Source organism: Streptomyces sp. MBT65, from assembly GCF_016612545.1.
Lineage (GTDB): Bacteria > Actinomycetota > Actinomycetes > Streptomycetales > Streptomycetaceae > Streptomyces.
This window is the reverse complement of the sequence record NZ_JAENRY010000134.1, coordinates 1-21,504: the sequence shown is the minus strand read 5'-3', so window position 1 is coordinate 21,504 and position 21,504 is coordinate 1. Positions and strand designations below refer to the sequence as shown.

Below are 21,504 nucleotides of genomic sequence, written 5' to 3'. Positions count from 1 at the left end.
GAGAGCACGCGGGTGCCGGCGGCGACGTAGACCTGACCGTCCGGGGCGGGGGTGATCCGGACGGGGACGCCGCCGCAGGAGGCCGCGTCGCCGATCGGGTAGGCCCAGCGCTCCTCGCCCGTCCGGGCGTCGAGGGCGCGCAGCCGGGCGTCCTGCCAGACGTAGACCGTGCCGTCGTGCAGTGCGGGCCCGGCCTCCGGGGACTCGAAGTCGGTCTGCGCGCCGGTGAGTTGCCAGAGCTGCTGCCCGGTGGACGCTTCCCAGGCCTGCACTCCGCCGCCGCGCGTCCCGGTGAGGACGGTGCCGCGCTCGGCCTTGAGGGAGTACACCCAGGCGTCGGTGGACAGCCGCCACAGGTCGCCGCCCTCGCGGGCGTCCAGGGCGAAGAGGGTGGGGCCGTCCGAGGCGTGGATACGGCCGTCCGCGACAGCCATCGACCAGGCGACGTCCCGGGTCTTGAAGGAACGGCGGCCGGTCTGCACGTCGAGGGCGTGCACCTCGAAGGAGGTGACGTAGACGAGGTCGCCCGCGACGGTCGGGGTGCCCCAGACGTCGTTCGACATGCGGAATCGCCAGGGGCGCCAGCCGGAGGCGGTCTCCGGGGGCAGCGGCGGCGGTGCGGGTACGGCGGGTCCTACGGCGGCGTCGGTGCCGTTGACGCCGGGCCGGGGCCGGGACCAGGAGGCGACCAGGCCGGCCTCGGGAGGGGGTGCCTTCACGGCGGCGGCGCGGGCGTCGGCGACCCGGGGCCCTGGACCGATCGGGACCGGGGCGCCGGCCAGCCGTACCGGCCCGGTGTCGGGGGCGCCGACCGGAACGGGGACCACGGGGTCGTGGGAGGGCGGCGGCGGTACGGCCACGCGTCCACCACCGCTGCGGCCCGCGGTGGGCGCCGGTTTCACGGCCGGGCGGCCGCCGCGCCGGGTCTCGATCAGGCCCACCGCGCGCTCGGGCAGCCAGGCCGAGGCCGTACCGCTGTCGTCGGAGCCGGAGCCGAAGAGGTGAGGTGCGAGCTGGGCCTGGAGGTCGGCCGGGTTGGGCCGACCGGTGGCCTCCATCTGCATACAGGACTCGATGAGGGGGCGCAGTTCGTCCGGGAGGCCGGTGAGGTCGGGGCCCTCGCGCAGCAGCATGAAGACGGTCTCGACCGGGTTGGCGCCGTGGAACGGGGGGTGTCCGGTGGCGGCGAAGACGAGCATCGAGCCGAGCGAGAACACGTCGCTCGCGCCGGTGACGCTGCGGGAGTCCTTGGCCTGCTCCGGGGACATGTAGGCGGGGGTGCCCACCGCCACATTCGTCATCGTCAAACGGGTGTTCGACACACCGGAGGCGATACCGAAGTCGATGACCCGCGGCCCGTCCTCGACGACGAGGACGTTGGAGGGTTTCAGGTCCCGGTGCACGAGCCCGGCGCCATGAATGGACTGCAACGCCTCCGCGACCCCCGCCGCGAGCCAGCGCACCGCCTGGGCCGGCATCGGCCCGCACTCGTTCACTATCTCTTCCAGCGAGGGCGCGGGAACGTACGCGGTGGCCAGCCACGGCACGGCGGCCCGCGGATCGGCGTCGACCACGGCGGCCGTGTAGAACCCGGAGACGGCCCGCGCGGCCTCGACCTCACGCGTGAAACGGACCCGGAAGAGCTGGTCCTCGGCGAGTTCCGTCCGCACGGTCTTGATCGCCACCCGCCGACCGGACGCCGAGCGCGCGAGATAGACCAGCCCCATGCCGCCCGCGCCCAGCCGTCCCAGCACCTCGAACGGCCCGATCCGCCGCGGATCGTGCTGCGTCAGCTGATCCACCACTTGCCTGCCACCTCCCCGTACGGGCCACGCCACCCACATATGTACGCGACCCCGTGCAGCGTCTCACCACCGCACCGCCATGGCGGCACGCACCCTGATTCTTCCTGGCCGGGCCACAGGTTGCGAACCCGGCGACTAATCGGGGTGTCTCGACATATCTACGGACAAAAGTCCAGGTGTCAGCGTTGCAGCAACGCGAACGACGCCCCTTGATTGTCCGTGACGACCGCCACATTCCCGTACGACGTCTCGAAGGGCGGGACCTGGACCCGCCCGCCGAGCCGCCGCACGGCCCCCAGAACAGCCGCGATGTCCTCGACCCGGAAGTGCACGAGGAAATGCGGCGGCATCTCCACCGGGAAGACGTCGGAGACGGGCGCGCGCCCGAAGTCGGGGGCGGCCTCCGGCCCGAACAGGGCATCTGTGAAAAGTCCGCCGTAGAAAGTGTTCGCGGTCTCCGTGTCGCGGGCGTACAGCTCGGCCCAGCCGAAGGTGCCCGCCTTGTGCCGGGTGCCGAAACCGGGATGGCGGGCCGCCTGCCACAGCCCGAAGACGGCCCCCTCCGGATCGGCCACGAGGGCGGCCGTGCCCAGCTCCCCCAAGGAAACCGGCGACATCACCAGCTGCCCGCCGGCCTCCCGGATCCGCCCGCTCAGCCGCACCACGTCCGGTGTCGCGAAGTACACCGTCCACACGGTCGGCATCCGCCCGTCCGCCTTGTGGGCGAGCGCCGCGACGGCCTCGCCGTCCTTGCGGGCCCATACGGAGCCGCCGTACGCCTCCTCGAAGGTCCACCCGAAGAGCTCACCGTAGAACCGCCTGCCCGCCGCCAGGTCCGGAAGCTGCGCGTCCACCCAGCAGGGGACGCCTTCTCCGTACGTCTTTTCCTTCGCGGATGCCCTGTTTTCGGCCATACCGTCAAAGTAACGGCGACGCACGCACCCCGCAGACCAGGCACACCACCCTCTGGACCCTCGTGCACCCCATTTGCAGTCGGCCGAATCGCGCTCCGATCACCCCTCGGTAAGCTGACGGCATGACAGGACAAGTGCGTACCGTCGACGGCCGCGTGGCCGGCCGGCGTGGGCAGGCGACCCGGCAGAAGCTGCTCGACTGCCTGAGCGAGATGCTGAGCTCTTCCCCTTACCGGGACGTCAAAGTCATCGATGTCGCCCGGAAGGCGGGTACTTCGCCCGCGACCTTCTACCAGTACTTCCCGGACGTCGAAGGCGCCGTCCTGGAGATCGCCGAGCAAATGGCCACGGAGGGCGGTCAGTTGACCGATCTGCTCGCCGGCCGGTCATGGGTCGGCAAGGCCGGCTGGCAGACCTCGCAGGAACTCGTGGACGGATTCCTGGAGTTCTGGCGCCGGAACGACGCGATCCTGCGGGTCGTCGACCTCGGAGCGGCCGAGGGCGACAAACGCTTCTACAAGATCCGCATGAAGATCCTCAACTCCGTGAACAACTCCCTCTCGGACGCGGTCGCCGAGTTGCAGGCCAAGGGCAAGGTCGACAAGGACGTGAACCCGGCGGCGGTCGCCGGTTCACTGGTCGCGATGCTCGCGGCCGTCGCCTCGCACCAGAAGGGTTTCCAGACGTGGGGCGTCAAGCAGGCTGAACTCAAGCCGAACCTGGCGCTGTTGGTCCACCTGGGCGTGACCGGCAAGAAGCCGACGAAGTAGGAGTTCCTGCTTCCCAGGCTCTGACCTCTACGGTCTTCTGCGGTCCCAAGTCCTGTCTCGCGGGCGGTGGTTCACTCCGGTGGACCGCCGCCTGCCCTGCGTGTGACCCGGAACAGCCGGATCTCGCGGTCGACCCGGGCCTGATAGGTGGCATACGGCGGCCAGAACACGAGCGCCGTCTTCCAGACCTCCGCCCGCTCCTCGCCCTCCAACAGCCGTGCGGTGACCGGTATTTCCTCGCCCTTCCAGCTGATCTCCACGTCGGGGTGGGCGATGAGGTTGTGCGTCCAGGCGGGATGACCGGCGCGTCCGAAGTTGGACCCGACGAGAATCCAGCCGTCCTCCACCGGCATGCAGGCGAGCGGCGTACGACGCGGCTGCCCGCTCCTCGCACCTCTGGCGGTCAGGATCACCCCCGGCAGCATCTGCGCGCTGAGCAGCACCTTCCCGCGGGTGAGCCGGTGCACGGCCCGGTCGAGGCCGGGGATGACGTGCGGCGCGATACGCGCGAACGCCCGGGTCGAGGACACCTTCTGCACCGCGCGCACACCGATCACACCGTCACCTCGTGGCTCTCGATCTCGATCTCGAAGAGGTGCGCGCCCTCGGCGGCATGCGCCCGCAGCCGGTGCACCGGCCCGAAGAGCAGCTCGTCGCCGGCGGCACGCTTGAAGAAGAGATGGGCCTCGTGTTCCCAGGTGAACCCGATCCCGCCGTGCAGTTGGATCCCCTCGGCGGCGGCCCCGCGCAGCGCCTCCAGCGCCTGCGCGAGGGCGAGCCCACCGACCCGCTCCCCCTTGCCGATCGCCCAAGCGGCGTAGTAGACGGCCGACTTGGCCGCCTGGACCTGCACATACACATCGGCCAGCCGGTGCTTCACCGCCTGGAAGGACCCGATCGCCCGCCCGAACTGCTCGCGCTGCTTGACGTGTTGGACGGTCCGCTCCAGAGCCCGGTCGGCGGCCCCGACGGCTTCGGCGGCGAGCACGGTGGCGGCGGAATCACCGAGCGCGGACAGCTCGCGCAGCAGCCGCGGACTGTCATCGACACCCAGCAACTCCCCCTCCACGTCCCGTAGTTCGAGCCGAGCCTGCGGCCGGGTCGAGTCAAGCGCGGTCTGCCGTACCCGCACCAGCCCGTCGGCGTCCCCCGCCACGAGAAACAGCAAGGTCCGCGACCGGGCGAACCCCCCGACATGGGCGGCGACAAGGAGCAGATCGGCGCTGTGCCCGTCGAGGACCTGCCCGACCTCCCCGTACAGCCGCCAGCCGGAATCCGGGGTCTGCCGCGCCTGCACCCCGCCCGCACGCCCGCCGCCGGCCCACTCCCCGCCGTTGCTGCCGGTGAGGGTGAGGGCGGTGGTGAGGGCGGGACCGGGTATCGCGAGGGCGGCGGTCAGGGACCCGGCGGCGATGCGGGGCAGCAGCCGCGCGCGCTGGGCCTCGGCGCCAAGTCCGAGAACGAGCGGGGCGGCGAGCACGGCGGTGGCGAGGAGCGGGGAGGGCGCCAGGCAACGGCCCGTCTCCTCTGCCGCGAGGGCGAGTTCGGTCGCCGAGCAGCCGACACCGCCGTAGACGTCGGGGAGGGCGAGTCCGGGCAGGCCGAGTTGTCGGGCGAGGGCGGTCCAGAGGGCGGGGTCGTGCCCGGCGGGGCTGTCGACGGCGGCGCGCAACTCGTTTGACCCACACCGCTTTTGAAGCAGTTCGCGGAGGGTACGGCGGATCTCGTCCTGCTCGGCGGTGAAGCTGGCGTCCATGACACTTCCCTCCAGATCTGACGGTCCGTCATATTAGGAGTCCGGGCACGATATGCACAGAGGGAGGAGGCCCCTCATGACACCGGGGAGCCGCAAGGTCGCCGTGGTGGGCGTGGCGCTGTCCGACTGCGGACGCGTGGACGACACGACCCCCTACGCCCTGCACGCCCAGGCGGCCCGCCGCGCACTGGCGGACGCGGGCCTGGGAAGGGAGGTGGTGGACGGCTTCGCGTCGGCGGGCCTGGGCACCCTGGCCCCGGTGGAGGTGGCCGAATACCTGGGCCTGCGCCCCACTTGGGTCGACTCCACCTCCGTCGGCGGCTCGACCTGGGAGGTCATGGCGGCGCACGCGGCGGACGCGATAGCGGCGGGTCACGCGAACGCCGTACTGCTCGCCTACGGCTCGACGGCCCGGGCCGACATCAAGGCGGGCCGCCGCACCGGCAACCTCTCCTTCGGCGCACGGGGCCCGCTCCAGTTCGAAGTCCCCTACGGCCACACGCTGATCGCCAAGTACGCGATGGCCGCGCGCCGCCACATGCTCGAATTCGGCACGACGATCGAGCAGTTGGCGGAGGTGGCGGTCCAGGCCCGCGCGAACGCGGCGCTCAACCCCGAGGCGATGTTCCGCACCCCGATCACGGTGGACGAGGTCCTCTCCGGCCCGATGATCGCGGACCCCTTCACCAAACTCCACTGCTGCCTACGGTCCGACGGCGGCGCGGCGATCCTGCTGGCGGCCGAGGAGTACGTACGGGACTGCCGTACGGCACCGATATGGATACTCGGCACCGGGGAGCACGTCTCCCATGCCTCGATGTCCGAGTGGCCGGACTTCACGGTGTCACCGGCGGCGGTGAGCGGCCGACTGGCCTTCGAACGCGCGGGAGTTCGCCCCGAGGAGATGGACTTCGCGGAGATCTACGACGCGTTCACGTACATGACGTTGGTGACGCTGGAGGATCTGGGTTTCTGCGCGAAGGGCGAGGGCGGCGCCTTCGTGGAGAAGGGGAGGTTGCGGGTGGCGGGCGGGGAGTTGCCGGTGAACACGGACGGAGGTGGGCTGTCGGCCCAACACCCCGGGATGCGGGGCCTGTTCCTGCTGGTGGAGGCGGTACGGCAGCTGCGCGGGGAGGCCGGGCCCCGTCAAGTGACAGGCGTGGACGGGGACTTGCCCCGACTCGGGGTCGCCTCCGGGACGGGCGGCTGGTTCTGCTCCTCGGGAACGGTGGTGCTGGGCAGGGACTGAGTGTCGGGCCGCGCCCGACCGAGCGCGCCGGTAAGAGACTTCCAGGACCGGTTCCGCTTGAAGGGCATCTCAAAAATCTCGGCGAACAGCCAGGCACCGAGCACCGAGACGGGCAGGCCCACGGCGAGGGTGAAGCAGAACGTGGGCATCCCCGGCGCGACGAAGTGCGGGGCCACGCGGCGCACGACGACCAGGACGACCGGCAGGTGGATCAGATAGAGGCTGTAGGAGAAGTTCCCGAGGGCCTGAAGCGGCCGTGTGATCAACAGCCGGACGAGCGGGGCGGGCCGACCGGTGGCGACCGCGGCCAGCAGCATGGCCATGGAGGGAGCGATGGCGAGATCGACCCAGAAGTAGTGGTGCACGGTCCAGACGTTCCCCCGGACGACCCCGAGGGCGAGCACGGGCACGGCGGCCGCGGCCGCGAACCACCCCCACGGCAACCGCCTGACCCGCTCCGACGCGACCACGATGCCCGCCCCGACGACTCCGGCGACGAAGACGGGAGCGAGATGCGGGGCGAGCCAGTTGTCACCCTCGACCGGGTTCGCGTCGGTGGCCAGCAACCCGTAGACGATCACCGGAAGCGTCACGCACGCGACGACGACAGCCGCGCTGAACCGCCGCCGGACAAGCAGAACCAGCGGGAAGAGGAGATACAGCTCGGCCTCCACGCCGATCGACCAGAACGCCCCGTTCGGCGTCGGGGCGAAGACCATGTCCTGAAGGACAAGGCCGTAGACGAGAAGCGACGAACCGTCGGGCGGCCCGTAGTGCGAGGCGGGCACCACATACAGCGAGACAACAAGACTGATCGCCAACGCCGCCCAGTACGGCGGCAGGATGCGCCAGGCGCGCCGACGCAGGAACTCGGCGATACCGCCTCCGGACCGCCAGCCGTGCCGGGCCGGGGAGATCGCCAGGGAGAACCCGGACAGCACGAGGAAGAAGACGACGGCGATACGGCCGAACATCAGCACGTCGAGCCACCTGGGCGCCGCGCTGTCGGGGTAGCCCGGGAAGGTGTACAGCCAGCAGTGGAACAGCACCACGTACAGGGCGGCGAGCCCGCGCAGTCCGTCCAGGCCGAGCACGTGCCGCCGTACGGGTATGCCGACCGGACGACTGGTCTCCACGGAAATGGCTCGGCCCTCTCTCCGACGTTCGCCTTGCTCTCTCTGGTCCTTCTGTCAGTAAGTGGTACGTGGTGTCCGGCCGGGCAGTTCAACGGTCGGGTGGACCGTGATGACGGCTTTGTCGTTGGCCGGGCGCCCGGATCGCCGAGGCGCATCGTGAACGTGAACGCCTGTCCTCTCTACCGTTGGCCGCTAAGCCGACCCGACGCGCAGCGCAGCGCCCTTTACTCGGGCCGCGGAAGCCCGACACCGGCAAAGAAGCGAGTGGCCCAACGTTCACACCACACCTCACGGCCACAGCAACCCCCTCTCCCAACCCCGCTCCCCCCGGACATAGTTCAGGCGCACATGTCTCCGTAGCGCATCGCCTTGAAAGAACTCGACCTCGTCCGGGAACACGCGGTACAGGGACCAGGACGGGGCAGCCGTCTCCGGTTCTCGCTGGGCAAGCTCCCAGGCCTCTTCCGACGCTCGCGCCAACTCCCCCAAGGAGGAAAGGACTTCGCTCTGGTGGCCGGTCAACGCCGCAGCCAGCGCACCCGTGGAGTGTGCGTGCAGGTCAGCCTGGGATTCGGTCGGTGTCGCCGGGAGCACGGGGCCTCGTAGGCGGACTTGGCGGCCGAGGAGGGGCCAGTAGAAGGAGAGGGCGGCGTAGGGGAACGTGGCGAGTTGATGGCCTTTGCGGCTCGTGGTGTGGGTCGCGAAGGACCAGCCTTCGTCGTCCGCGCCGTGCAGCATCACCATCCGTACGTCCGGGAGACCCCCGCCCTCCGTCGCCGGGTCCCCGTCCCGCGTCGCCAGTGACATCACGTGCGGTTCGACCTCACCCGCAGCCACCGCCTCCGCGAACCAGGTGGTGAAAAGGGCGAGCGGAGTGTCCGGCGCCACGGCCGGATCCAGCGGCGGCAGCTTGGTCACCTCCGGAGCCCACACCCGCAGTGATCGCAGCAGTTCGTGAAGATCTGGTCCCGTTCCCGTTGCCATGAGTCGAGTATCACCTCGGGGAAGAAGCTGAGGCCGATCTGAAGTCGTACCCGGCGAAGTCCTCCACAGGGCGGTACCCGATCCGCTGATACAGCGCGTTGCTCGTCGGATTCGCCAGATCCGTGAACAGGAGCACCTCCTCCGCACCCGCCACCCGCGCGACCCGACTGACCTCCGCGGTGACCGCACCGGCGTAGCCCCGCCCCCTGAACTCCGCCGGGGTGTAGACGGTCGCGACCCGGATCTGACCGGCCACCTGCGCCGTGACCCCGGCCATCGACACCGGCGTACCGTCCAAGGTCTCCCAGAAGGTGACCCCGCCGTACGCGATCCGCGCGTCGGCCCAACCCGCGGGACTCTGCATGGCGCCACCCCCGCTCTCACCGACCGCCTCGGCGAACTCGACGAACCAGCGCATGAGTTGTTCGCGATCCTTTGCCATCGCGACTCTCGGCCGCCCCTCCGGAACGGGCTCCGGGACCGTCAACTCGCCCAGCCGATAAAGGCGTTGGCGGACATGGATCTCGGACACGGCTCCGGTCCCCCGCCCCCACGCCTCCGCGAAGGCCTCCGCTGTGTCCCGTTCACCGGTGACCCCCGGCAACTCCTCATCCCGGTCGGCGAGTTGGGCCGCCAGCTCGGCGGCATCCGTGGCCGTGAGGGCGGTCAGCACAAGGTGGCCCGGGGGTGTACGGAAGAAGGCCGCGCTCACGGCGCCGTCCCGTTCCAGCACGCCGAAGACCGGGTCGCCCTCGCCGTAGACATGGAGCCCGCGTCTACGCAGCCCGTCCGTCACCGTCAGCGCAACCGTGTGCAGCGCCGGCCGAGAACGCAGGAAGCCCCCCGCACGGCTGAGGAAGTCGTCCAGGTCCCCGGTGATGCGCCAGTCGCCCCCCATCAGAGCTCCACCTCCGGATCCGTCGCCAGCCGCCCGTGCAGATGGACGTCACGGAACGCGTCCCGTCGCCCCGCCTCGAACATCGCCCCGCGCAACGTCCCCTCCCCCGGGAACCCGCACCGCTCGGCGACCCGGCAGGAGACGTCGTGACCCAGGGCATGGCCCAGTTCGAGCCGGTACAGGCCCAGATCGGTCAGGGCCCAGCGGGCGGTGAGGGTGAGCGCGCGGGTCGCGACGCTGCGGCCGCGAGCCTCGGGGAGGGTCCAGTAGCCGACACGGCCGACGCGGACGACGTGGTCGATGTCGTTGACGCCGATGTGCCCGAGCGTCGCACCGCTGCTCGCGTCCGTGACACAGAACGACGCGCTGACCCCGTCCTCCGCGTTCTCGGCGCGGGAGCGCAGCGAGTCGCGGGCGCTGGTGGCGTCCGTGATCGGCCGCAGCGTGGTGTTCCAGCGCTGGAACTCGGGGTCGGACACGCCCCGCAGCCAGTCCGCCACATCACCGTCGTCGTCGGCGTCCCAGGCCCGCAGCCGCAGCCCGTGACCGTTCAGCTCGGGAAAGGGGTGGTGCAGAGACCGCTCGCGTATGTGGGCCATCGCGCCATTGAATCAAGCGCCGCGCGCGCCGGGTACGTCATTTTTCCGCAGCCTGAACAGCGGCACCCCTGAACACCGGCACCCCGTCCCGGAACGCCACCTCGACCGCCATCCCGGCCCGTAGCCCGGCGGCCCCGGGCTCCACGATCTCCGTCATCATCCGCGGGCCCTCCGCGAGGTCGACCACCGCAGCCACGTACGGCACCCGCTCCCCGAAGGGCGGCAGGTCGTTGCGGTGGACGACGGACCAGGTGTAGAGCGTGGCGTGGCCGCTCGCGGGTTCCCAGGTGACGTCGTCGCTCCAGCAGTGGGGGCAGAACTCACGGGGGTAGTGGTGGGCCCGGCCGCAGTCCGCGCAGCGGCGGAGGAGGAGTCGGCCCTGTGCGGCCGCCTCCCAGTAGGTGCGGGTGAACGCGTCCGGCTCGGGGAGGTCGTGACGCAAGGCCCCCTCAGACATCAGAACCACCCCAGCGCCGCGTCCACCGACCACACCTGCCAGGACATCGCGAACAGGGCCACCATGGAGATGAGCGCCATCATCGCGTTCTGCCCCTGCTCCGCCCAGTCGTGGATCATGAGCGTGAAGTAGAGGACGTTCAGGAGCAGGCCGCCGACCAGGGCGGCCGGGGTGAGGAAGCCCGCGACCAGGCCGAGGCCCACCGCCAACTCCGCGTAGACGACGACGTACGACATCGTCCGCGGGCGCGGCGCGACCATCACGTCGAAGCCCGAACGGACCGCCGTCCAGCGGTGTTTGGCCGCGACATCGGCCGCCCACGCGATACCGGTGCCGCGCTCGAACCACGCCTTCTTGTCCTTGTGCCGCCAGCTCTCCAGCCACCACAGCCCGAGTCCTATGCGGAGGACCGCGAGCCAGTCCGCTCCGCTGAGCCAGATCGCATCCATGAATCTGACGGTACGTCAGAACCTGAAGAAAGCCGAGAGTCGGCCATGTAATTCCTGTGGTCCGGCCGTGCCGCTGTGGGTCCCCCATGAATCCCCGGCAGATTGTTGACGATTTTGTTCGCCGCCGAATACGTTCGCAAGCGCAAGGTCAGGAAGAAGTGGTCGGGAAGACGAGAGGCAGCACGGTGAAGCACAGGGCAGTGAAGCGCAGGACGGTAGTCATGGGCATCGGCGCGACGGCCGGGGTCGCGGCGGTCGGCGGCATCGCGCTCAACGCGAACGCCTCGAGCGACGCGAAGTCCTCCTCGTCCTCCTCGTCCTCGGCGGACGCCCTGGTCTTCGACCCGGACGCGTACACGAAGCTGACGAAGACCGTCACGGACACCGAGGGCACGGAGCACACGGTCGTCTACCACTTCTGGAAGGCGATCACGTACGTCGCCAAGCCGGTCGACGCCACGTACCAGTCGCTGATCGTCAGCTCCCCGGTCGAGATCGACGGCAAGGCGGTCGACACGAGCAACGCGCCGATCCTGCTCGCCAACTCCATCGGCGGCTATCTGCCCGCCTCCGTCGCCACCGCCACCGAGGTCGGCGGCGGCGGTTCGGCGATGGGCGGCGGCGGCGCGGCCCCCAGCGGCGCCCCGAGCGCGTCCGCGTCCTCGTCCGCGTCCTCATCCGCGAGCGCCGCCGCCCCCGGCGCCAACGGCAACACCAACGCCACCGGCGGCGCCACCTCCAGCAACCAGCTCCTCGCGCTGGCCGCCGGCTACGTCGTCATCGAGCCCGGCGCCCGCGGCCGTACCCTCAAGAACTCCTCCGGCGAGTACTACGGCACCGCCCCCGCCGCGATCGTCGACCTCAAGGCCGCGGTCCGGTACATCAAGTCCAACAAGGGGCGCATCCCCGGCAACGTCGAGCGGATCGTCTCCGCCGGGACGAGTGCCGGTGGCGCGCTGTCCTCGCTGCTCGGCGCCTCCGGCGACAGCCCGGTCTACGACACGTACCTCAAGGAGATCGGCGCGGCCGACGCCTCGGACGCGATCTTCGCGACCGGCGCCTGGTGCCCGATCACCGACCTGGAGCACGCCGACGGCGCCTACGAGTGGAACTGGGGCGCCAACGACCTGAGCACCGGCAAGCTCGTCGACCAGACGGTGTCGAAGGCGCTGCAAGCACAATTCGCCGAGTACCAGGCCGGGTTGAAGCTGCGCGGCCTGGGCGGCTTCGGTCCGCTGAACGCCCGCAACCTCGACACGTACATGGTCGAGCAGTACCTGGAGCCCTCGGCCACCACCTACCTCGCCGCCCTGTCCGACTCCGCCCGCGAGACCTATCTGAAGGCCAACACCTTCATCACCTGGTCCGGCGGCAAGGCCACCTTCACCTGGGCCGACTTCCTCACCCACGTCGGCGCCCGCAAGAAGGACACCCCCGCCTTCGACGCCTTCGACCTGTCGGCCGGCGAGAACAACGAGTTCGGCACGGGCACGACGCTGGCCCGCCACTTCACGGCGTACGGCGCGAAGAACGACTCAACGGGCCTCGCCAGCAAGCGCGTTGCCGGCGACATCCCCGCGAAGCTCGACCTGATGAACCCGATGTTCCACCTGGTCGAGAAGGTCAACCCGAACCGCTCGAAGCACTGGTGGATCCGGCTCGGCACCAAGGACTCGGACACCTCGCTGACGGTCGCCGCCAACCTCGCCGCCCGCCTCGACAACCTGGGCGACGACGTGAACCACATCTACTACTGGGACGAGGGCCACGGCGCCAACACCGACCCGGGCGACTTCATCACCTGGATCGCGAAGGTGACAGGCCACAAGGCCAAGCGCGGCAAGTAGACGGACCCCGCCTCTTGCAGGCCCCAGGACGCGGTACCGGTTTCCCGTCATACATTCCGGTCACCGCCCCACGACGCCGAGCCCCACCGCGGACAGCGCGGGCTCGGCGTCGTGGCTTTTCCGGACCCGCATCCGCCACCCGCATCGCCCACCCCCATCCACCCCTCACAACCAGAGGCCCTACGCCACCGGCCTCACCCGGTCCTCCACACCCGTGATCAATCCGCAACCAATTCCGGGCTTGACCGAGACCCATCAACGTGGGACGTGATTACGCTCGCGCTCATGGCCGACTCCACAGCGCCCGCGCAGCCCGCGGTACACAACCACGCAGACCGCCCCGTGTACGTCATCGGCGGCGGCCCCGGCGGACTCGCCGCCGCGTACGCGCTGCGCGCGCGGGGCATCCGTGCCGTCGTACTGGAGAAGTCGGACCGGGTCGGCGCGTCCTGGCGCGGCCACTACGACCGGCTGCGTCTGCACACCACCCGCCGGCTGTCGGGGCTGCCCGGGCTCACGATGCCGCGCCGGTTCGGCCGCTGGGTCGCGCGGGACGACGTGGTGCGCTATCTGGAGAAGTACGCCGAGGTCAACGAGCTGGAGATCGTCACCGGCGTCGAGGTCTCCCGCATCGAGCGCTCGGCCGACGGCACCGGCTGGCTGCTGCACGCCACCGGTGGCCGTGAGCTGACCGGCCGCGCGGTCGTCGTCGCCACCGGCACCAACCACACCCCCCGGATCCCCGACTGGCCCGGCCGCGACACCTACACCGGCGAACTCCTGCACGCCGCCGACTACCGCAACGCCCAGCCCTACGCCGGCCGGGACGTCCTGGTCGTCGGCGTCGGCAACACGGGTGCGGAGATCGCCGTGGACCTGGTGGAGGGCGGCGCGTCCCGCGTCCGGCTCGCCGTCCGCACGGTTCCGCACATCCTGCGCCGCTCGACCGCGGGCTGGGCGGCCCAGTACACGGGCATTCTCGTACGACGGCTGCCGGTCCGGCTGGTCGACCGGCTCGCGGGACCGGTGGCCAAGCTGACCATGCCGGACCTGACGGAGCAGGGGCTGCCGCGCCCCGACACCGGGCTGTACAGCCGGGTCAAGGAGGGGTCGATCCCCGTGCAGGACGTCGGGCTCATCGACGCCGTACGGAAGGGGAAGGTCGAGGTCGTGGCGACCGTGGAGAGCTTCGAGGACGGCAAGGTGGTCCTCGCCGGCGGCGACCGCATCGAGCCGGACGCCGTGATCGCGGCCACCGGATACCTCCGCTCCCTGGAGCAACTCGTCGGCCACCTCGGCGTGTTGGACGCCCGCGGCAAGCCGGTCGTGAACGGCGCGCACACCCCGAAGGACGCGCCCGGCCTGTACTTCACCGGCTTCACCAACCCCATCAGCGGCATGTTCCGCGAACTGGCCATCGACGCGGAGAAGATCGCGAAGGTCCTCGCCAAGTCCGTCCGCAAAAGTGCCGTGAGCTAGGGTCCGTCCGTTCTTTGCGTGCACGACAGTTCCTGACGCAGTGTCAGTTCAGTAATCTGACACTGCGTCAGTTGACTTTGCCGTCACACAGGAGCGGGGCGGACCGATGCTTGGATCAACCCACGGCACCCTCACCACCGACTCCCGCCGGGCCCGGGTCATCGCCTGCGGGGAGCAACCCGGCCCCGCCGTCCACGGCAGGCCCGCCGACGTCGACGATCTCGACGTCGGCGGACGGCCGTTGTACGCCGACGTACCCGACCTGGACCGCTTCTTCCGCCCCGAGTCGGTCGCCGTCATCGGCGCCTCCGACGCGGAGGGACGCCCGAACACCGGCATCACCCGCCAACTCATGGCCTGGGCAGAGCGGGTGGGCGCCCGGCTCCACCCGGTGCACCCCACCCGCGCCACGGTCTTCGGCGTCCCCTGCTTCCCCTCCATCTCCGATCTGCCCGAACAGGTCGACCTGGCGGTGGTGTTGGTGGCCGACCCGCTCCCGGTGATCGAGCGCCTCGCCGAGGCGAAGGTCAAGTTCGCGGTCGCTTTCGCGTCCGGCTTCGCCGAGACGGGCGAGGCGGGCGCCCTGGCACAGGCCCAACTCGCCGCCGCCGTAGGGCGGTCGGGGCTCCGCCTCCTCGGTCCGAACACCAACCTCAACGCCTTCGAGAACTTCCGCGAGGACCTCGAGGGGCCCGCGATCGCCCTCATCACCCAGTCCGGCCACCAGGGCCGCCCGGTCTTCGCCCTCCAGGAACTCGGCATCCGCCTCTCCCACTGGGCCCCCACCGGCAACGAGGCCGACCTGGAGACCGCCGACTTCATCTCCTACTTCGCCGAGCGCCCCGAAGTGGGCGCCATCGCCTGCTACGTGGAGGGCCTCAAGGACGGCCGTTCCTTTCTCCTCGCCGCCGACCGCGCCGCCCGCCGCAAGGTCCCGGTGATCGCGGTCAAGGTCGGCCGCACCGAGACCGGCGCCCGTACGGCCGCGTCCCACACCGGCAAACTCACCGGCGCGGACACGGTGGTGGACGCGGCGATGCGCCAGTTCGGCGTGATCCGCGTCGACGGCCTGGACGAACTCCAGGACACCGCGGCCCTGTTGGCACGGGCGAAGGCCCCCTCGGCGGACGGGGTGGTCGTGTACTCGATCTCCGGCGGCACGGGCGCCCACTTCGCCGACCTGGCCAGCGAGGCGGGCCTGTACCTCCCGCAGCTGTCGGACGCCAAGCAGGCCGAACTCCACGAGTGGATACCGCCGTACCTGAGCGTGGCGAACCCGGTCGACAACGGCGGTCACCCGGTGGGGGATTGGCGCGGCCGGAAGATCATCGACGCGATCCTCGACGACCCGGAGGTGGGCGTACTGGTGTGCCCGATCACGGGCCCCTTCCCGCCGCTGAGCGACAAGCTGGTCGAGGATCTCGTCGCCGCGGCCGAACGCACCGACAAGCTGGTGTGCGTGGTGTGGGGATCGCCGGTCGGCACCGAACCGGCTTACCGCGAAGTGCTGTTGGGCTCCTCGCGGGTGGCCACCTTCCGCACGGTGGGCAACTGCATCACGGCCCTGCGTGCCTACTTCTCCCACCACCGCTTCGTCCGCGCCTACCGCTCCCCCTTCGACGAGGCCCCCCGCACCGTCTCCCCCTCCTTCCGCAAGGCCCAGGCCCTGATGCGCCCCGGCCAGCAACTGAGCGAACACGCGGCGAAGCAGCTCCTTCGGGCCTACGGCATCCGGGTCCCGCGCGAGCAGTTGGTGACCAGCGCGGCGGCGGCCGTACGGGCGGCGGGGCTGGTGGGCTACCCGGTGGTGATGAAGGCGTCCGGCGGGCAGATCGCGCACAAGACGGAGCTGGGCCTGGTGAAGGTGGGCCTGACCTCGGCCAGCCAAGTCCGCGACGCCTACCGGGAGTTGACCGACATCGCGCGCTACGAGGACGTGACCCTCGACGGTGTCCTCGTCTGCCAGATGGTCGAACGGGGCGTCGAGATGGTCGTCGGCGTCACCCAGGACGAGCTGTTCGGGCCGACGGTGACGGTCGGGCTGGGCGGGGTCCTGGTGGAGGTGTTGCGGGACGTCGCGGTACGGGTGCCGCCGTTCGGCGAGGACCAGGCGGCCGAGATGCTCGGCGAGTTGCGCGGACGGCCGTTGCTGGACGGGGTACGGGGACGCCCACCGGCCGACCTGGATGCCCTGGTGGAGGTGATCCTGCGCGTGCAGCGGATGGCCCTCGAACTGGGCGATGTGCTCTCGGAGTTGGACATCAACCCACTGATGGTGCTGCCCCGGGGACAGGGCGCGGTGGCGTTGGACGCGCTGGCGGTGTGCCGATGAGCGAGCCCACTGCCGAGGTCGTGCACACCGTCTCGGGCCAGGTCGCGTACCTCACCCTCAACCGGCCCGAGGCGCTGAACGCGATCACCCCGGCCCAACGGGACCGCCTGATAAGCCTGTTGGCCGATGCGTCGGCGGACCCCTCCGTACGGGCGGTGGTCCTCACCGGCACCGGGCGCGGCTTCTGCGCGGGCGCGGATCTTCGGGGCGGGGCGGCGGGCGAGGAGCGGATAGCCGGGGATGTCGCCCGGGTGATCCGCGAGGGCGCGCAACGCCTGATCGCCGCCGTCCTGGACTGCGAGAAACCGGTGATCGCCGCGGTGAACGGCACGGCGGCGGGCCTGGGCGCCCATCTGGCCCTGGCCTGCGATCTCGTACTGGCCGCGGAGTCGGCGAAGTTCATCGAGGTGTTCGTACGGCGCGGCCTGGTCCCGGACGGCGGCGGCGCGTATCTGCTGCCCCGGCTGATCGGCCCGCGGCGCGCGAAGGAGCTGATGTTCTTCGGCGACGCGCTGACCGCGCCGGACGCGGAACGGCTCGGCCTCGTCAACAGGGTCGTACCGGACGGGGAGTTGGAGAAGACGGCCCGCGAGTGGGCGGAACGCCTGGCCACCGGGCCGACCCGCGCCCTCGCCCTCACCAAGCAGCTCGTCAACGCGTCCCTGGACGGCGACCGTACGGCCGCCTTCGCGGCGGAGGCGGCGGCGCAGGAGATCAACATGACGACGGCGGACGCGCGGGAGGGCGTGGCGAGCTTCGTGGAGCGCAGGAGCCCCGAGTACCGGGGGCGGTGACCCGGGGCGCCCGCCGAGGCCGTCAGTCCAACAGGCCGTCGTAGTCCGGGAGTTTGTACGTCGTGTCGGCGTAACCGCCCGTCAGGTCGGTCGTGTTGTTGCCGATGTTGGCGATGATGTCGTAGCCGTTCGCCTCGATCGCCTTGCGCTGGGAGGTCTTGAAGTCGGCGATGGACTCGGTCAGCAACTGGGCGACCGTGCGGGCGTAGAGGCCGTCGACCGTGTAGCCGACCGACGTCAGGTTGGCCTTGGTGACCACGTTGAAGAGGTTGCTGCGGGCGCTGACGAAGAACACGCTGATGCCCTTGGCGTGCGCGTCCTGGGCGAGGGCGAGGACCGGCGGGGTGGCGGGGGGCGTGATGCCGCCCTCGAAGTAGGTCTCCAGCGAGGTGTTGTCGATGTCGAGGACGATCGCCTGCTTGGCGCCCGAGGTGTTGGCGGCGGCGCGGGAGTCGATGTAGGTCTGCGCGGGGCCGGTGACGGCGGCGACGTCGGTCAGCCACTGGGACTCGGTCACGGTCGAGTCGGCGGCCTGCGCGGGCAGGGCGGCGGCGAGCGCGAGGGCGACGCCGGCCACGGCGGCCAGGGCGCCGCCGCGTGCGGTGAGACGGTTCATCGGGTGCGGGCTCCTCAAGTCACGGCGGCCCACCGGTGGTTACCGGGGGCGGTCGTTCCGCAACACTGCTGACGGTGGGTGTGCCGGAGGTGACTCCCGGGGGTCCGTGCGGCGACGTGACTCCCATGTTCTGCCCGGGAGTCTGTGAATCGGCCGTCAACGCAAGGCACATGGCAAGCACGGGCAGGTAGGGGCGCGCGCCCCTTCCTATCTGATGAACCGTCAGCTTCAATGGATGGGTGATGGGACAAGCAGGGGCCGCAGCGGCGGCCGTCCGCTACCTCAGGTCGGCCGGGTCAGCCGGGTCGGCCGGAAGCGCTCCGGTCGCGCAGCCTGTCGAGGCGCTGCCGCGGCCGGAGCTCCGGTGCGTCGCGGACGACGAGCGGGCGCCGGTCGACCCGGGTGAATTCCGGCGCGTACTGGGCAACTTCGCGACCGGCGTGACCGTGATCACCGCCCCCGCGGCCACCGGCGAGCCCGGCCCGGCCGGTTTCGCCTGCCAGTCCTTCTCCGCCCTCTCCCTGGACCCGCCGCTCGTCGTCTTCATGGTCGGCCGCACCTCCACGACCTGGCCCCGCATCGCCCGCGCCGGCGTCTTCTGCGTCAACGTACTCGGCGCCCACCAGGGCGAGTTGTGCCGCGGCTTCGCGAGGAGCGGCACGGACAAGTTCGCCGACGTCCCGTACGACGCCTCCCCCGCCTCCGGCTCCCCGCGCCTCACCGGCGCCGCGGCCTGGGTCGACTGCACGATCCACGCGGTGCACACCGGGGGCGACCATCTGATCGTGGTGGGACGGGTGGACGGGCTGGGTGTCATGGGGGAGGGCGACGGGGCGCCCTTGCTGTTCCACCGGGGTCGGTTCCTCTGAGCGCGGCTCCTCTGAGCGCGGCTCCTCTGAGCGCGGCTCCTCTGATCGTCGGCAGGACAGAAGCCGGCCGATCACCAATAGGACAGAAGCTGACCTAGCCCGCCCCTACCGTCGCCCCGACACCCGGCAGCGACGAAGGGCACCTCGATGACCGACCGACAGCACACCCGCACCCACCCCCATGCCGACTCCGCGCCGGAGGGCTACACCACCGTCGCGCCCTGGGTCGTCACCGACGACACCGGAGCCTTTCTCGACTTCGTCGCCGCGGCGTTCGGCGGGGAGGAACTCGGGCGGGTGGTGACCGAGGGCGGGGCGATCGGGCACGGGGAGATCCGGGTCGGGGACACCGTCGTGCTCGCCTTCGACCGAAGCCCGGACTGGCCCGTGCTGCCGAGCCTGCTGCGCGTGTTCGTACCGGACGCCGACGAGGCGTTCACCCGGGCCGTCGACGCCGGCGCCCGGGTGGTCACCCCCCTCGCGAACCACGCCTTCGGACAGCGCGGCGGGCGGGTCAAGGACCCCTTCGGCAACATCTGGTGGGTGGTCGCCCAGGTGGAGGCCGTCCCCGAGGCCGAGATGTGGGAGCGGCTCCGACAACCCGAGTACGCCGAGGCCATGCGCATCGCCCAGGAGACCTTCGACGCCGAACTCAGCGGGCGGAGCGACGGGCGCAGCAGCGCGCCCGTACGGACGACCGGCTGACGGACCGGAGCAGTCGCCGGCCGCGCACGACGGGAAGCCGGCCGACACCGTCCGGTCGACGGCGCCGGCCGCATCCACCCCCCGCCGGGCGGCCCGTGCCTAGTCGGACGCCGGCACGAAGACCGTCTGTGAGACGGCCGACTGGAAGTTGTTGTCGGCGTCGAAGACGGCCCGGTAGTAGCCGGCGGCACTCTGGTCGAGGTCCGCGGCGAAATCGTTGCCGTCGCCGCCCCAGGAGGCCTCGACCGTGGTGAGCGTCGCCCAGCTCACGCCGTCGGGCGAGTACTGGAGGTGGACGTAGATCCAGGCGGGCGTCCATCCGTCGGGGAAGTCGATGAGCCCCTCGGCGTGGACCTGTCCCAGGTCGGAACGGGCGGCCGTGAAGGCGGTGAACTTCGAGGCCCGGTGCACATGGACGGTGTCGCTCGTACCGGTGCCGGCCTGGAGGAACGGGTCGTCCGAGGTGTCCACGGCGAACTGGAAGTAGCCGCCCTGCCAGGGCGTGTAGTCCATGGTGAAGGTGCCGTCGTCGGCCGTGGTGAAGCGGCCCACCAGATCGGTCTGCGCGTCGTCGGGGCCGAACAGGACACCTCCCGAGCGCCCGGCCAGCGGCACCCAGCCGTCCGCGGTCTTCTGCTCGACCTTGACCTTCACCGTGACCGGCTGACCGAAGTCGACGTCGGTCGCGCTCACCGTGGACGTGAACCGGGTGGGGATCTGGTCGACACCGATCTGCACCGGCTCGGACTCCCCGTACAGGACCGGCGGCGTGCCACCGTCCATGCTGAAGACGGCCTGGACGGGCGCGGCGTAGTCGAGTCGCACCGACGCGGTGAAATGCCCCCTGGCGTCGGTGGTCACCGTGGTCTGCGTCCAGTAGTCGACGTTGATCTCGACCTGGCGTGCCGCGAGCGGCCTGACCTGGCGGTTCGGCCACCGGCCGTACAGCGTGCCCTCCACCCGTACGTCACGGTGTTCCCGGTCGATGGCGGTGCGGTCGACGGTGAGCGCGCCGAACTTCGCCACGACGTAGTAGGCGAAGTCCCCCGCCGACTGCTCCCGCACATGACCGCCGTCGGCGTCCGTGACCTCCACGTCGACGCGATAGGAGCCGAACTCGGGCAGCCTCAGCGGCTTCTTGGTGCGCCAGACACCGTCCTGACGGGTGCCGGAGAAGAGCCTGAAGTCCTTGGTCCCGATCTCGGCGACCTCGGTCTGCGAGGTGTACGAGACCAGGTGTGCCGTGATGTTCGTGATGCCGGCCGACGACCGGGCACCGATCTGAAGGGTCCCGAGGTCGTCCGACACGCTCGTCGCGAAGGTGACCTCCGGCGGATCCGCGGCGTGCGCCGCCGTCACACCTCCCATGCCGAGCGCGGCGGCCGCGACGGCCACCGTGATCCATCTGCGCATGCTCCGCAACAACACTGTCGATCCCCACCCCTGACGCGTTTCGGAACGGCGGGGGTCAGCTCCGGACCGCCCGCCCGGCCATCCGGGTCTTTATACCGATCGCCGCGCATGGACGCACAGCAATTAGACAGGGACGGGAGCCTCGGAGGGGTCGGCCAAGTGGGCCTGGACCGTGTGGAGTTGATACGGCTCCGACCCCGGACCGCCGTTATGCCGCCAACGCCGCCGTAGGCAGCGCACCCCGCCGCCGGATCACCAGCGCCATCAGCGCCGCCACCGCGCACAGCGCCCCCGACACGTACCAGACCATGTCGTACGACCCGAACGCGTCCCGTGCGACCCCGCCCAGGAAGGCGACCAGCGCCGCGCCGATCTGGTGCGAGGCGAGGACCCAGCCGAAGACGATCGCGCTGTCCTCGCCGTACTGCTCGC

The 21,504-nt window shown here is 70.8% G+C and carries 20 protein-coding genes and 1 pseudogene; 8 read left to right on the top strand and 13 right to left on the bottom strand.

The window, feature by feature from the left end; translation table 11 throughout:
- Positions 1-1,805: protein kinase (locus JHN63_RS28015; RefSeq protein ID WP_200685721.1), on the bottom strand; the 1,805-nt coding region annotated here is incomplete at its 3' end.
- Positions 1,806-1,984: 179 nt separating this feature from the next.
- Positions 1,985-2,719, bottom strand: a complete 735-nt coding sequence (locus JHN63_RS28010; protein ID WP_200685719.1) for a VOC family protein — start codon at positions 2,717-2,719, stop codon at positions 1,985-1,987.
- Positions 2,720-2,853: 134 nt separating this feature from the next.
- On the opposite strand from JHN63_RS28010, the gene JHN63_RS28005 reads away from it, so the two are divergent.
- Positions 2,854-3,489, top strand: coding sequence for a TetR family transcriptional regulator (locus JHN63_RS28005; protein ID WP_200685729.1), 636 nt, complete (start codon positions 2,854-2,856; stop codon positions 3,487-3,489).
- A gap of 71 nt (positions 3,490-3,560) precedes the next feature.
- On the opposite strand, the gene JHN63_RS28000 is transcribed toward JHN63_RS28005, so the two are convergent.
- Complete coding sequence (locus tag JHN63_RS28000) at positions 3,561-4,046, bottom strand: nitroreductase/quinone reductase family protein (RefSeq protein ID WP_200685717.1); 486 nt, start codon at positions 4,044-4,046, stop codon at positions 3,561-3,563.
- Positions 4,043-5,245 (bottom strand): acyl-CoA dehydrogenase family protein, encoded by a 1,203-nt coding sequence (locus JHN63_RS27995; protein WP_200685707.1) that lies wholly within the window; start codon positions 5,243-5,245, stop codon positions 4,043-4,045. The genes JHN63_RS28000 and JHN63_RS27995 overlap by 4 nt, the downstream gene beginning before the upstream one ends.
- A gap of 76 nt (positions 5,246-5,321) precedes the next feature.
- Here JHN63_RS27995 and JHN63_RS27990 point away from each other — a divergent pair, with 76 nt between their 5' ends.
- On the top strand, positions 5,322-6,494 hold the full coding sequence (locus JHN63_RS27990; protein ID WP_200685705.1) for an acetyl-CoA acetyltransferase: 1,173 nt from the start codon (positions 5,322-5,324) through the stop codon (positions 6,492-6,494).
- On the opposite strand, the gene JHN63_RS27985 is transcribed toward JHN63_RS27990, so the two are convergent.
- From JHN63_RS27985 to JHN63_RS27960, 6 genes are all read right to left on the bottom strand, one after another.
- The gene (locus JHN63_RS27985; protein ID WP_307782000.1) at positions 6,392-7,630 is read right to left on the bottom strand and encodes an acyltransferase; all 1,239 of its coding nucleotides are present in this window, start codon (positions 7,628-7,630) and stop codon (positions 6,392-6,394) included. The two genes, JHN63_RS27990 and JHN63_RS27985, sit on opposite strands and share 103 nt — an antisense overlap.
- A 288-nt stretch (positions 7,631-7,918) precedes the next feature.
- On the bottom strand, positions 7,919-8,614 hold the full coding sequence (locus tag JHN63_RS27980) for a pyridoxal 5'-phosphate synthase (RefSeq protein ID WP_200685703.1): 696 nt from the start codon (positions 8,612-8,614) through the stop codon (positions 7,919-7,921).
- Between the two features lie 10 nt (positions 8,615-8,624).
- Positions 8,625-9,512 carry a GNAT family N-acetyltransferase gene (locus tag JHN63_RS27975; RefSeq protein WP_374222951.1) on the bottom strand — a complete coding sequence of 296 codons (888 nt, stop codon included), beginning with the start codon at positions 9,510-9,512 and terminating at the stop codon, positions 8,625-8,627.
- Complete coding sequence (locus JHN63_RS27970; RefSeq protein ID WP_200685701.1) at positions 9,512-10,111, bottom strand: GNAT family N-acetyltransferase; 600 nt, start codon at positions 10,109-10,111, stop codon at positions 9,512-9,514. Before JHN63_RS27970 ends, JHN63_RS27975 begins: the two co-directional genes overlap by 1 nt.
- A gap of 37 nt (positions 10,112-10,148) precedes the next feature.
- Positions 10,149-10,568, bottom strand: a complete 420-nt coding sequence (locus tag JHN63_RS27965; protein ID WP_200685699.1) for a Zn-ribbon domain-containing OB-fold protein — start codon at positions 10,566-10,568, stop codon at positions 10,149-10,151.
- The gene (locus JHN63_RS27960; RefSeq protein WP_200685697.1) at positions 10,568-11,017 is read right to left on the bottom strand and encodes a DoxX family protein; all 450 of its coding nucleotides are present in this window, start codon (positions 11,015-11,017) and stop codon (positions 10,568-10,570) included. The genes JHN63_RS27965 and JHN63_RS27960 overlap by 1 nt, the downstream gene beginning before the upstream one ends.
- Before the next feature lie 221 nt (positions 11,018-11,238).
- On the opposite strand from JHN63_RS27960, the gene JHN63_RS27955 reads away from it, so the two are divergent.
- The 4 genes from JHN63_RS27955 (at position 11,239) to JHN63_RS27940 (ending at position 17,469) form a co-directional block, all read left to right on the top strand.
- Positions 11,239-12,864 carry a subtype B tannase gene (locus JHN63_RS27955; RefSeq protein ID WP_200685695.1) on the top strand — a complete coding sequence of 542 codons (1,626 nt, stop codon included), beginning with the start codon at positions 11,239-11,241 and terminating at the stop codon, positions 12,862-12,864.
- A 285-nt stretch (positions 12,865-13,149) separates the two neighbouring features.
- Complete coding sequence (locus JHN63_RS27950; protein ID WP_200685693.1) at positions 13,150-14,343, top strand: NAD(P)/FAD-dependent oxidoreductase; 1,194 nt, start codon at positions 13,150-13,152, stop codon at positions 14,341-14,343.
- Positions 14,344-14,449: 106 nt separating this feature from the next.
- The gene (locus JHN63_RS27945) at positions 14,450-16,675 is read left to right on the top strand and encodes an acetate--CoA ligase family protein (protein ID WP_200685691.1); all 2,226 of its coding nucleotides are present in this window, start codon (positions 14,450-14,452) and stop codon (positions 16,673-16,675) included.
- Entirely contained in the window at positions 16,672-17,469 is a 798-nt protein-coding gene (locus tag JHN63_RS27940; protein ID WP_200685689.1) for an enoyl-CoA hydratase/isomerase family protein, read from the top strand. The genes JHN63_RS27945 and JHN63_RS27940 overlap by 4 nt, the downstream gene beginning before the upstream one ends.
- Before the next feature lie 22 nt (positions 17,470-17,491).
- Here JHN63_RS27940 and JHN63_RS27935 read toward each other — a convergent pair whose 3' ends face one another.
- Positions 17,492-18,085 (bottom strand): HAD family acid phosphatase, encoded by a 594-nt coding sequence (locus tag JHN63_RS27935; RefSeq protein WP_200685687.1) that lies wholly within the window; start codon positions 18,083-18,085, stop codon positions 17,492-17,494.
- A gap of 242 nt (positions 18,086-18,327) precedes the next feature.
- Between JHN63_RS27935 and JHN63_RS27930 the strand changes: the two genes are divergently transcribed.
- Both JHN63_RS27930 and JHN63_RS27925 read left to right on the top strand, forming a co-directional pair.
- Positions 18,328-18,954 (top strand): flavin reductase family protein, encoded by a 627-nt coding sequence (locus tag JHN63_RS27930; RefSeq protein ID WP_200685685.1) that lies wholly within the window; start codon positions 18,328-18,330, stop codon positions 18,952-18,954.
- A gap of 147 nt (positions 18,955-19,101) precedes the next feature.
- Entirely contained in the window at positions 19,102-19,659 is a 558-nt protein-coding gene (locus JHN63_RS27925; RefSeq protein WP_200685683.1) for a VOC family protein, read from the top strand.
- A gap of 99 nt (positions 19,660-19,758) precedes the next feature.
- On the opposite strand, the gene JHN63_RS27920 is transcribed toward JHN63_RS27925, so the two are convergent.
- Together JHN63_RS27920 and JHN63_RS27915 are read right to left on the bottom strand one after the other, a co-directional pair.
- Positions 19,759-21,072 (bottom strand): hypothetical protein, encoded by a 1,314-nt coding sequence (locus tag JHN63_RS27920; RefSeq protein ID WP_234477820.1) that lies wholly within the window; start codon positions 21,070-21,072, stop codon positions 19,759-19,761.
- Between the two features lie 208 nt (positions 21,073-21,280).
- Positions 21,281-21,504, bottom strand: a pseudogene (locus JHN63_RS27915) (MFS transporter); the annotation flags it as partial.